This is a genomic window from Gemmata obscuriglobus (assembly GCF_008065095.1).
GTDB lineage: Bacteria > Planctomycetota > Planctomycetia > Gemmatales > Gemmataceae > Gemmata > Gemmata obscuriglobus.
Genome location: NZ_CP042911.1, coordinates 4,702,802 through 4,713,967 on the forward strand (window position 1 = coordinate 4,702,802; position 11,166 = coordinate 4,713,967).

Sequence of the window (11,166 nt, forward strand, 5' to 3'; positions counted from 1 at the left end):
ACCCACACGAGGTCGGCGCGGGTGCGGCCGGTGTCATTCGGCCGCGGGCCGTTGCGATCCGTGTTCACCCGTGTCGATCTGCGCGTCGAACTCTTCTCCCCACCGGTGCCACAAGTCACCCCGCCGCGGCTACAATCTACACGGTCCATTCACACGGAGACGCTCCATGCGCTGGCGCACCGCGCTCGCACTCGTGACGTGCCTGGGGCTCGCGCCCCTGCTCACGTCGCGGGCCGACGATACACCCGCGAAACGGCCGGACCCGAAAGCCGCCGCGAAGGCCGAAACGTTCGAGGTGCCGTACCGCCTCACCGACACCAACCACCTGATGGTGCGAACCAAGATCAACGGCAAGGGGCCGTTCAACCTGATCGTGGACACCGGCGCGCCGGCGGTCTTCATCACGAAGGGCGTGGCCAAGAAAGCCAAGGCCGAAGAGGGCGAGAAGGGGTGGGTCTCGTTCGACTCGTTCGAGCTCGAGGGCGGTCTGAAGGTCAAAGACGCCAAGGGCCGCATTGAGGACCTGATCCAGCTCGACGGCATGAACGGCATGGGCCTGGCGGGCGTCGAGTTGCACGGCGTGATCGGCTACAACGTGCTCGCCAAGTACCGGATCGAGTACGACCTCACCAGCGACCGCTTGGTGTTCGAGCCGCTGAACTTCGACCCGCCGCCCCTACTCCCGCTCGGCGGGAAGGGCAACGAGGGCATCCAATCGATGGGGCCGATGGTGAAAATGCTCACCACGATGCTGGGCATCAAGCCGAACTTCGACGCCGTCCCCCGGGGGTTCACCGGGATCGAGTACGAGGAGAAAGACAGCAAAGTGTTCGTCAAGGCCGTGCTCGCGGGGAGCCCGGCGGAGAAGGCCGGGCTGAAACCCGGCGACCGGATCACCAGCATCAAAACCGACTCCATCGACTCCGCCAAGGACCTGACCAAGGCGCTCGCCAAGGCCGGGGTCGGCACGAAGTGGCGGTTTTACATCACCCGCGACGGCAAAGACAACGAAGTCGTGGTCGAACTCGGAAAGGGCTTGTAACCATGAAAACCGCCTTCGCACTTTCCGTGTTCGCAGGTCTCGTAAGTCTGGCGCCGACGGCCCGTGGCGACGAGCCCACGAAAGAGCAGCCGAAGCCGGACGCGAAACCGGTCGTGGTGCCGTTCGAATTGTTGAAGTCGCGCCACATGGCGATTCAGGTCAAGATCAACGACAAGGGGCCGTACCGGCTCATCTTCGACACCGGCGCGCCGACGAACCTCGTCAACAACAAGATCGCGAAAGAAGCCGGCATTCTCGGCAAAGGTGACAAGGGCGGGCTCCCGCTCTTCGGGGCGGCGCCGGCGCCGAAAGCCATCAAGAAGCTCGAAATCGGCGACCTGAAACTCGAGGGGATGACGACGATGGTGATGGACCACCCCACGGTGGCGGCCATCGCGGACGTGGTCGGCCCGGTCGAGGGGATCGTGGGGTTCCCGTTCTTCGCCCGGTACAAGATGACCATCGACTACGAAAAGAAGGAAATGACCCTGACCCCCAACGGGTTCGCCCCCGGCGACACGATGGCGGGGATGATGGACAAGCTCATGCGCGTGTCGGGCGGCAAGAAGCCGGAGCCGGCCGTGCTCGCACCGGCGGCGGTGTGGGGCTTCGAGGTCGGTGGCGAAGCGGACGGCGACGCGCCCGGCGTAACGGTGACCGCGGTGCTGGCGAAAAGCCCCGCCGCGCTCGGCGGGCTGAAGAAAGGGGACCGGCTGCTGACACTCGACGGGCGGTGGACGGACACCGTGCGCGACACGTTCCAGGCCGCCGCACTGATCAAGCCCGGCAAGGCCGTCGCGCTTGTCGTCAAGCGCGACGGTAAGGAACTCAAGTTGACCGTGACCCCTGCAAAGGGCCTTTAAGAGCGAACGAAATCTGGCCGGCGCGGGGCGAAAGGAACTCTGCGCCGGTCGGCCACGTCCAACGCCTGTCGACGCACTTCTTGCCGCGACCGGCGCGGCAACGGCGCCCACCCGCGAAGGGAAACCGATGCTCAGATGGCTCGCCCGGACGTTAGGTGTCGGAATCGCGACCGGGGCTAACCAAAGGTCGCTCACGAGACAGGTTCACGCGGCCGACCCCGGTGTTCGCCGCCGGGCGGCCGAGCTGCTCGCGACCGTCCCGGAACCGTGGGCCGCCGACCTGCTGCTGGTTCTGTTCAAGGACATGATCGCCGAGGTGCGCGCGGCGGCCCGCTCAGGGTTTCAGCACCAGGGGACCGCCGCAACAGCCGCACTCATCAAAGCGCTGGAAGACGCCGACCCCAGAGTCGCGGTGCCCGCGGCCGAACTGCTTGGCGAGTGGAAAGACCTCGACGCGGTCCGCCCGCTGCTGTTGGTGATGAAGTTCGGCGCGCCCGAGACCCGTGCCGCCGCGACCCGGGCGCTGATCCGGTTCGGACGTGCCGCCATCCCGGGGCTGCTGCTGGCGTGCGACGACCCGGACCCGTGGACCCGCACCCGCGGCGAAGAGGTCCTTGCGGCGATCCGGCTCGCCGAGCACACGGGGCCGCCCCCGGGTTGACGCGGCCCCCTGGTCAGCGCGTCCGCAGGTGCGCGTCGTCGGTGATCGAGTAGCGCCGCTTGGGCGGTTGCGCCCCCCGGTCCAGCCAGGAAATCTCGCACCCCGAGCGCGTCGTTTCGACCTCCAGGCGGTCCGCCAGATCCTTCAGCCCCAGGTCGGCCGCGGCGGCGAACTTCCCGTGCTTCTTGTGGAAGGCGCGTTGGGCGTAGTAGACCCGGTGCAGCGCGTCGCGCGCGGGCCAATCCGAATCCGGCTTGAAGGTCGCGGTCCCGGGTTTCGCGGTACTGAACTGCAAATAGCCCCACCGCTCCGGTCGGTGCATGTCGATCACGCCCTGCGGCGCCCACACCCAGTTGTGTTCCGGCCGGTTCTTGACCTTCTCGGATTGCCCTCCGTTGACCTGAACGTCCCACTCGACCCGCGAGAAGTTGATGCGCCACTGGTCCCCGTCCCGCGGGGCACCTGTGAACGTGGCCAGCTCCCGAAGCCCCTTCCACGGCCAGCGGATCTCGATCGTCCAGCCGGTGTCCGTGTCGCGTGGGTCGTTGAGCGTCCCGTTCACTTTGACCGCCGTCTTCAGCCCGATAATCTCCCAACCGTTCAGGGCGCGTCCGCCGTCCTTGTAGGGCTTGGTCAGCAGCAGGTCCCAGGTGGTGTTGAGTGCGTTAAGTTCCAGCTCTCCGTAGGTGTGGTTGTCCCCGTCGGGGTCGAGAAAGACCTCGAAGTCGGGGTCCTGAAAGATGACCGCGTCGTGCTCCTTGAGTGTGGCCCAGACGTGCGGCTCTTCCAGCTCCGCCGCAATGTACAGCGCCTCGTCGTCCCACAGCATCTTCATCCGCGTGCGGTACCGGGGCTTGGGCCGCTTGTCCCCCTCAATGTCCACGAACGCATCGGACCACGGGGCGGCGTCCCACTCCGCCGCCTTGAGATCGCCGTCGATCGTGACCGGCCCCGGCGCCCGGTAGCACACGTACCCTTTCGGGTGCGGCCACGTCGCGAGCATGTCCCCAGGGGCTACGTCCGCGGCCGGGGAGCCGGGAACCAGGGCCAGCGCGGCGATGGCGGCGGCGGCGGCGGCCGCGGCGCGTGCGAGCGTGCGACGCATCGGTGTTGATCCGTTCGAGCGGGGAGCGTTTCAAGGACAGGGTGTCGGGCTGTCTTAGTCGCCGTGCTTGAACAAGTCGAGGAACCGGTCCTCGTAGCGCTTGAAAAGGCCCAGCCGGTCGAGTTCCCGCTTCAGCTCGAACGCCTTGCCCCGGTCGTTGGCGGCGCGGGCGAACAGCTCTTCGATCCGCTGGACGGCCGGCGGCGCCACAGTCTCGTCCGGCCCTTCGTACCGGTATTCGACGCCCTCGCGGGGTGGCTCGCCCGCGGCCTCGTCTTCGTCGTCCTCTTCGTCGCCCTCGTCTTCGTTATCCTCGGCGAGCCGCGCCTGGGGGCCGTACTGCTCTTCGACCCGCGCCAGCAGTTCACCCAGTTGCTCCTCGACCGCACGCGCCTGGTCCGTCAGTTCGTCCAGGTCCACCTCGATCCCGGTGAGCGCCGAGAACGCTTCGAGGATGGCGAGAGACGCCTTCGGGAACGGCACCTGTGTGAACACCTGGGGCATCTCGCCGAGGAAGCACGTGCCGCGGAGCCCCCCCAGGGCCGCGGCGCCGAGCAGCACCCCGTTGAGCCCGCCGATGTTGCCCTCCTCAAGAACCGTCACGTCCAGCCGCCGGAGCTCGTCCACCCCGCGCTCGTCGGTGGCCGCGCCGAACACCCGCGACAGGTGCTCGGGGCGCATCTCGGTCGCCATCGCCGCGAACGTGAGCACCCGCTCGACGCCCAGCCCGCGGGCGTACTCGATCACCTGTCGGCAGAAGGGGAACTTCCCGACCGGCGGCTGCGCCTCACCGAGGAACAGAACCAGGTCGTGCCGCTTCTCGGGGTCCGCCCACACGAAGAACCGGTTCCGCGGGCGCCGGGCCGGCTGGATCACCCCGCCCTTCACCTCGACCGCGTTCACGTCGAACAGCTCGCCGGCCTCGAACTCGGCCACCGCGGTCATCCCGAGTTTGGCCAGCAGGTACACGCCCGCGTTGAGCGCGACGTGCCCCATCCCGGGCCACACGGCCACGAACCACGGGCGATTCAGCTTCGGCGTCTCTGGCATCGGTGCGGACCCACTCGGACACAGGCGCGGCACACGCCCCCACAGGCATCTTACTCCTGGTCCAGTTGTTGGGCGCGGCGGATTCTCGCGCCGGCGCGTTCGCGCCCCGCGGGGCTTGACCCGCGGGCGGGTTCCCGGATGATCGTGAGTAGGTCGTTCGCAGCACTGCCCCGGGAGCCGGTTTTGTCCCACGACTCGAGCCTGGAACCGATCCTCCGCGCGGTCGAGCCCGCGCTCCGCCTGGTCTCCGAACGGCACCTGCGCCGGGTGCTCCAGTTCCTCACCGACCGCGGTCGCGTCCTCCCGTCGAACCCGGACCTCCCGTACTGGTTCTCCCGGGCCGACCTGGCCGCCGCCGACGTGCTCGCCCGAGAAGTGCTGTCGGGCACCGAACCGCGCCTCCTGCTCGTCACCGACCCGGACGACCGGCTCATCGAACGCCGGCCCCTGCCGGAGCAGTTGCGCACCTACTGGCGCGTCCTGTTCCGGGCCGCGGTGCTCGCCACGATCGACAACCAGATCGCCGCAAAGTCTCTCACACCCGACATTTGTGCTGAACGAATAAACGCGTTCGGGCCGAGTGCGGCCCGCGAGATCCGTTACGTGCTCGAAACCGAGCACCTCGTGGCGGAGGGCGCCGGCGCGGCGGACCTGTACCGGATGTTCGCGGCGGTGTACCTCGACCTGCACCATTTCACCGGGCACGCGGTCGAAGAGTTCTTCCCGGCCCTGCCCCACGGGCCGCAGGTTATCGAACTCCTGTCGGGCGGGGTACCGGTGGAGACGATCGCCGCGGCCACGCGCCCCGCCGGAGCCGCGGACCCCGAACGGGAAGCCCCGCCGGACGAGCGCTGGGCCGAGGGCGCCGCCCGGGGCACCGAGGACGCCGCGGTGCAGCCGGGCGACCTGCCGGCGCGCATCCGCGCCGCCCGGGACGCCGAACAAAAAGGGAACCTCGTCCGCGCCGCGATCCTGTACACACAGGTGGCGGGGTCCGCAACCGCCGGGGCACGACCGCTGGCCACCTCCGGGGCCTCCGGCGCGGTTGCCAAACTGGTGGAACGGCTCGGAACGGTGCTGGGCTGGGACGAGCACACGCGCCGCGAGTGGCGGCAGGCGCTCGCGCCACTGCTCCCGCTGGCCGCCGCCGGCATCTGGCCCCGCGCCGCCCGATGCCTGTACGAGCTGCAACGCATCCCCGCGGACCTGAACCGCGAGGTTTACGCCGTGGACCTCCCGGAGGCCCTCCGCACGTTCGGCCGGCGGGCGGTCCGGCGCGAACTGCCGCACGCGCGCCCGGTAATGATTCTGATGGCGCTGAACAAGGCGCATCAGCAACTGCTCCGCGCCGGATTGGGGGAGCACGAGCAACTCCGCCTGGACCTGCTCTTGCACCGCGAGCGGGAGCACAAGGAGCACGAGATCCGCGACCGGCTCGGTCCGGTGCTGGCGGACGCGTTTACGGCGTCCGGACTGGTTCCCAAGAACCGGGTCGAGGAGGTGGCGCGCGACAAAGCCGTCGCCGAACTTCTCGACCGGGTCTGCGACCGCGGGTTCCTGCGGTTCGGCAACTTGCGGGACGCGGTCGCGCGGAACCAGATGAAGTTGCCCGACCTGAAAGGGCCGGTCGAGTTCGCCGCGGGCGACCCGCTCCTGCGCGCCGACGTCAACCTCGCCTACGCCCTCGACGGCATTTACCGCCGCGGCGAGTTCTATCTGCGGTGGATCAACCGGTTCAGCTCGCTGTTCTTCGGCACGCCTTGGGGCCGGGTGCTGACGCTGTACCTGCTCCTCCCGTTCGGCGGCGCGTTCCTGGTGCTGATGAGCGCACTGGAGGTGCAGCACATCAGCCACAAAGTCGGCGCGATCGTGTCGAAGTCGCTCGCGGCCAAGCCCCGCCCCGCAGCGCCCGTGCTGCCGGTACCGTCCGCGCTCCCGTCGGCCAAGACCGTACCCGCTCCCGCGGCGCCCGTCAAAAAGCCAGAGGTGGACGACAAGAACTCCGACTATTACGAGGAAGAAGTACCGGACCCGCCCGCAAGCGAGCCCCAGGGCGGTGGGCCGGCCGTGCTCGACCGCGACCGGGTGGACGTCGCGGTCAACGTGTTCACCTCGTCGGCGTCCAGCACAGTGCCCCAAGAAGAGCACCACGGGTACAACTTCGTGACCGCGCCGAACCTGATCGGGCTCGGCCTGTTCTTCCTCCTGGTGATCCACGTGCCCCCGGTCCGGCGGGCGGTGGTCGCGCTCGTCGTGCTCCTCTGGCGGGTGATCCGCGGCGCCCTCTGGGATGTCCCCGGGGCCGTCTGGCGCAGCCGCGAGCTGAAAGCACTCCGCCTCAGCAGCACGACCCGGTTCGTGCGGCGCCACTTCTTCGCCCCGCTACTAATCGCCCTCCTCGTGGTCGGCGTGCTGTTCATCGTCGGCGTGCCGGTGCGGTTCCTGTGGTGGTGGGGCGCGGCGCTGTTCGCGACGCTGACCGCGGCCCACAACACGCCCTACGGGTGGCTGGTTCAAGAGCGCGTCGCCGAGACGCTGGCGGACTGGTGGCGGCAGGTCCGCGTGAACCTACTGCCCGGGCTCATCGAAACGTTAATCGATTGGTTCCGGATGCTGGCCAACTGGGTCGAGCGGCAGTTGTACCGCGTGGACGAGTGGGTACGGTTCCGGAGCGGAGACGCACAAGGCTCACTGGCTCTGAAGGCGGCGCTTGGGCTGTTATGGTTCCCGGTCTCCTACGTCACCCGGTTCGGGTTCTACCTGCTGTTCGAGCCGCAGGTGAACCCGGTGAAGCACTTCCCGGTCGTGACGGTGTCGCACAAGGTTTTGGCGCCGCTGCTGATTACGATGATTCCCGCCCTGTCCGGTGTGGTCGGCGACAAGCTGGCGTACCAGATCTGGTTCTTCACGCAGCTTCTGTTGCCCGGCGTATTCGGGTTCCTGGCGTGGGAGCTGAAGGAAAACTGGCGGCTGTACGCCGCGAACCGCGCGGTGGGCCTCAAGCCGGTCGTGATCGGCTCGCACGGCGAGTCGATGCGCGGCCTCCTGCGCCCCGGCTTCCACTCCGGAACGGTGCCCAAGCTGCACCGGCAAACGCGGCGCGCGTCGGAGGCCGGTAACCGTGCGAAGGTCGCCCACCTGCACCACGAACTCGAGCACGCGGGCGAAGGGGTCCGGCGGTTCGTCGAGCGCGAACTGCTCCCGCTGCTCGCGGGCCGACCCGAATGGGCCGACGCCCCGGTTCAGGTGGGTTCGGTTCGGTTCGGTGTTCAGCGCGTGGAGGTGGAGTTGCTTTGTCCGACGATCGGTGGGCCGGCCGTGCTGGCGTTCGAGAACGTCGGCGGGGTGATCGAAGCCGGGGTTCCCGCGCCGGGGTGGACCGAAAAGCTCACGACGGCTCAATCGGAGAGCCTGACCTTCGCCCTCCGCGGGTTGCTGGATCTCGGCGCCGCGGCGCGCTACGACGGCCGCCCGCGGGAAGCGGCGAACGGACCACCGTCCGTACCGACGGGCTTGACAACTCGTGTCACCTGGGCGGAATGGGCGGCCCGCTGGTAACCGCGGGCACCAACAACCGGCTACCGCCCGCGGGCCGGGACGCTAAAATCTCTGTACCGCCTGTGCCGCACCCGCACGAGTCTTCCGATGCCGTCCGATTCGATCGCCGGGTTCCTGGACACCGCGAAAGCCAGCCGGGTGCTGTTCCCCGAACAGGTGGAGCACCTCATCCGCCAGCCGGACGTCCCGCTGTCCGACCTGTCGGCGCTGTGCAGCTACCTTCAGGAGCGGGGCGTCCTCAGCAAGTTCCAGGCGGACGCGCTGCGCGAGGGGCGGGCGCAGGAACTCACGTTCGGGGCGTACCCGGTACTGGACGTGATCGGCCCGTGCCCCGGCGGCACCGCATATCGGGTGCTCCACCCGTCGCTCCGGACCCCGCTCGTGCTGCGCCGGTTCGAGCCGAACGGGTTCGCGCCCGCTGACACGCCGCAGGCGGTGGTGGAGCGGGCACGCGCGTTCGGCACCCTCGCACACCCGAACCTGCTGCCGCTGCTGGATGCCGGCGTCCACCACGACCAACTCTACGCGGTACTTGAGCAGCCCGCCGACGCGGCCCCGCTCGATGCGCTGGTGCAGGAGGTCGGCGGGGCCATGCCGGGGTTCCTGGCAGCGGAGTACGGCTGGGCAGTGGCCTCGGCCCTCCGGGTGATCCACGAGCGCGGCGGGTGCCACGGCGAGGTGCGCCCCGGGTTACTGCTCGTCGGCCCGCTGACTACCAAAGTGAACCCGGACGGCACTACGAAACGGCGCCCGGCCCCGAACGCGAGCGTCAAACTGACCGAGACCGGCCTGATACCCGTGCGCGAGCCGGCCGCCTTCAGTCCGCCCCCGGCGGAGGTGTTGGCTTACCTCCCTCCGGAGCGTCTCGACTCGGCCGAGCGGTCCCCCACCGGCGATCTCTACGGTCTTGCCGCCTGCCTGTACCTGATGCTCGCGGGGCGCTCGCCGTTCGCAGCGGAAACGCTCGATGAACTGATCCACAAAGTCCGCACGGCCGACCCCGCACCACTTCATGCCGTGCGCCCGGACGTTCCGGCGGACCTCTCTACATTTGTCACGCGGATGCTCGCAAAGCAACCGGCAGACCGCCCCCAAACCGCCTCCGAGGTGGTCGCCGGACTGGCCCCCTTCTGCCGCCCCGGGGTGGTGCCCGTGGTCGCCCCAGCACCGGTCCCGATGGCGCTCCCGCTATCGGGTGTGGGTGCCGCTGCAGCCCCGCCCACGCCTTCTGCCCCTCCCGCTCCGGTTGTTGTCGCGATTCCGCTAGACGGAGAGCCGGAACCCGATGCCTGGGGCGTGGACCCGCGCGTCTTCACAGACGCCCACGACGCCCCGGATGAGGCGCCCCGCCAGACACGGCGCCGCCGGATGACCGACCAGGAGAAGCGGCGGGCGAAGTTGTGGCTCGTCGTCGGATTGTGCCTGCACCTGTCGGCGATGGCGACGGCCGCGGCTTGGCTGGGTGGGTGCTTCAACTCCAGTCAAAACACAGCGCCGCCCGCACGGCCGGCCGGACGCTGAGCCGAAAAAAGCCACACTTAACCGCGGCCGAAGGGCTCGTAACCATGACGCCGTGCATCTCTCAGGTAACGACGCTCCCCGGTTCCTTCGCGGACGACGTAGCGGCCTACCCCGCCAGCGGTTGCCGGGCGCTGGAAGTGTGGCTCACCAAACTCGAGCAGCACCTCGAAGCGGTGTCGCCGGAAGACACCCTCCTGGCGCTTAACGACCGCGGACTCAAGTTGGTCGCCGCGGCGTACCAGGGCGGGCTGTTGCTCTCGCAGGGCGAGCAGCGCAAGGCCCACTTCGAGCACTTTAAGCGGCGGCTCGCGCTCTGCGAGCGGTTCGCGATCCCGACATTGCTGCTCGTTGCGGATTTCGCACGGGCGCCCGAGGCGTCTGACCTGGCCCGTGCGGTGGTGTCGCTGGCGCAGGCGGCGCAGTGGGCCGCCGGTTTTGGAGTCAAGGTCGCGCTGGAGTTCCGCGGCACGGACGCGTTCTGCGCGGCGCTCGACACGGCCGTCACCTTGGTGGAGCAGTGCGGCGAACCGAACGCCGGCATCTGCCTTGATGTCTTCCACTTCTACAAGGGATCGAGCAAAACCGAAGACCTGGAGCGACTGACCCCAGCAAACCTGTTCCACGTTCAGGTGTGCGACGTGGCCGGTGTGCCGCGCGAGCTGATGACCGACTCGGACCGCGTCCTGCCCGGAGAGGGGGACTTTCGACTGGAACCTGTGATCCGGCGGTTGAACGAAATCGGGTATGCGGGGCCGGTGTCGCTCGAGCTGATGAACCCTATTCTTTGGTCTCTGAAGGCGACACAAGTCACCGAGCTCGGCATGGCTGCGCTCGGCCGGCTACTTGAGCCGGCTGCGAACGGATTGAATGTCTAATGGGTCGGACTGCTGACAATTCGCTTTCGGTGTTCGCCGAGCACCGCCAGCAGTTCCGACGGATCGACCGGCTTGGTGAAGTGGAGGTTGAAACCGGCTGCCGCGGTCCTGGCACGGTTGTACTCATCCCCTAGCGCGGTCAGCGCGACCAAAAGCACTGCTGGGCCGGCGACTTGCCGAATGCGGCGAGCCACATCGCAACCGTCCAAACCGGGCATCGTCAGGTCCAGAATGATGGCTTCTGGAACGGACTCTTGAACGGCGGCGACCGCGGCCGCGCCGTCGTACCGCACGTCCACGTTCGCGCCACAAATGGCGAGCAACTCAGCGGTCGAGTCGGCTGCGTCGTGGTTGTCGTCCACGACCAGCACGTGCAACCGCACCGGAAGCGGGAAATCGGTCGGTCCGCGGAGCGCGGACAGCGGGAACGGCTCGGATAACATGGCAGCTCCACCAGCCTAAGTTCCAGGTCCTGCGGCAGAAACGTCCCG

The 11,166-nt window shown here is 68.5% G+C and carries 9 protein-coding genes; 6 read left to right on the top strand and 3 right to left on the bottom strand.

Annotated elements, in window-relative coordinates; genetic code table 11:
* Positions 1 to 166: 166 nt before the first annotated feature.
* From GobsT_RS40805 to GobsT_RS19495, 3 genes are all read left to right on the top strand, one after another.
* A complete protein-coding gene (locus GobsT_RS40805; RefSeq protein ID WP_010037368.1) occupies positions 167 to 1,042 on the top strand; it encodes a PDZ domain-containing protein in 876 nt (291 codons plus the stop codon).
* A 2-nt stretch (positions 1,043 to 1,044) separates the two neighbouring features.
* Positions 1,045 to 1,905: a PDZ domain-containing protein gene (locus GobsT_RS19490; protein WP_010037370.1), complete on the top strand. Its 861-nt coding sequence runs from the start codon at positions 1,045 to 1,047 to the stop codon at positions 1,903 to 1,905.
* A 127-nt stretch (positions 1,906 to 2,032) separates the two neighbouring features.
* Complete coding sequence (locus GobsT_RS19495; RefSeq protein WP_010037372.1) at positions 2,033 to 2,566, top strand: HEAT repeat domain-containing protein; 534 nt, start codon at positions 2,033 to 2,035, stop codon at positions 2,564 to 2,566.
* A 13-nt stretch (positions 2,567 to 2,579) separates the two neighbouring features.
* On the opposite strand, the gene GobsT_RS19500 is transcribed toward GobsT_RS19495, so the two are convergent.
* Entirely contained in the window at positions 2,580 to 3,671 is a 1,092-nt protein-coding gene (locus GobsT_RS19500; RefSeq protein WP_010037373.1) for a carbohydrate-binding family 9-like protein, read from the bottom strand.
* Between the two features lie 54 nt (positions 3,672 to 3,725).
* Entirely contained in the window at positions 3,726 to 4,721 is a 996-nt protein-coding gene (locus GobsT_RS19505) for a PAC2 family protein (protein ID WP_010037374.1), read from the bottom strand.
* A gap of 183 nt (positions 4,722 to 4,904) precedes the next feature.
* Here GobsT_RS19505 and GobsT_RS19510 point away from each other — a divergent pair, with 183 nt between their 5' ends.
* The 3 genes from GobsT_RS19510 (at position 4,905) to GobsT_RS19520 (ending at position 10,675) form a co-directional block, all read left to right on the top strand.
* Positions 4,905 to 8,279, top strand: coding sequence for a hypothetical protein (locus tag GobsT_RS19510; protein ID WP_010037375.1), 3,375 nt, complete (start codon positions 4,905 to 4,907; stop codon positions 8,277 to 8,279).
* An 87-nt stretch (positions 8,280 to 8,366) separates the two neighbouring features.
* On the top strand, positions 8,367 to 9,800 hold the full coding sequence (locus tag GobsT_RS19515) for a serine/threonine-protein kinase (RefSeq protein ID WP_109571003.1): 1,434 nt from the start codon (positions 8,367 to 8,369) through the stop codon (positions 9,798 to 9,800).
* Positions 9,801 to 9,844: 44 nt separating this feature from the next.
* Positions 9,845 to 10,675 (top strand): sugar phosphate isomerase/epimerase family protein, encoded by an 831-nt coding sequence (locus GobsT_RS19520; RefSeq protein ID WP_010037378.1) that lies wholly within the window; start codon positions 9,845 to 9,847, stop codon positions 10,673 to 10,675.
* On the opposite strand, the gene GobsT_RS19525 is transcribed toward GobsT_RS19520, so the two are convergent.
* Positions 10,672 to 11,118, bottom strand: a complete 447-nt coding sequence (locus GobsT_RS19525; RefSeq protein ID WP_010037382.1) for a response regulator — start codon at positions 11,116 to 11,118, stop codon at positions 10,672 to 10,674. The genes GobsT_RS19520 and GobsT_RS19525 overlap by 4 nt on opposite strands.
* Positions 11,119 to 11,166: the final 48 nt, after the last annotated feature.

Excerpts from the sequence above, each read along its gene's own strand:
- GobsT_RS40805 (WP_010037368.1), top strand. The coding sequence starts at position 167 with ATGCGCTGGCGCACCGCGCTCGCACTCGTGACGTGCCTGGGGCTCGCG.
- GobsT_RS19490 (WP_010037370.1), top strand. The coding sequence starts at position 1,045 with ATGAAAACCGCCTTCGCACTTTCCGTGTTCGCAGGTCTCGTAAGTCTG.
- GobsT_RS19495 (WP_010037372.1), top strand. The coding sequence starts at position 2,033 with ATGCTCAGATGGCTCGCCCGGACGTTAGGTGTCGGAATCGCGACCGGG.
- GobsT_RS19500 (WP_010037373.1), bottom strand. The coding sequence starts at position 3,671 with ATGCGTCGCACGCTCGCACGCGCCGCGGCCGCCGCCGCCGCCGCCATC.
- GobsT_RS19505 (WP_010037374.1), bottom strand. The coding sequence starts at position 4,721 with ATGCCAGAGACGCCGAAGCTGAATCGCCCGTGGTTCGTGGCCGTGTGG.
- GobsT_RS19515 (WP_109571003.1), top strand. The coding sequence starts at position 8,367 with ATGCCGTCCGATTCGATCGCCGGGTTCCTGGACACCGCGAAAGCCAGC.
- GobsT_RS19520 (WP_010037378.1), top strand. The coding sequence starts at position 9,845 with ATGACGCCGTGCATCTCTCAGGTAACGACGCTCCCCGGTTCCTTCGCG.
- GobsT_RS19525 (WP_010037382.1), bottom strand. The coding sequence starts at position 11,118 with ATGTTATCCGAGCCGTTCCCGCTGTCCGCGCTCCGCGGACCGACCGAT.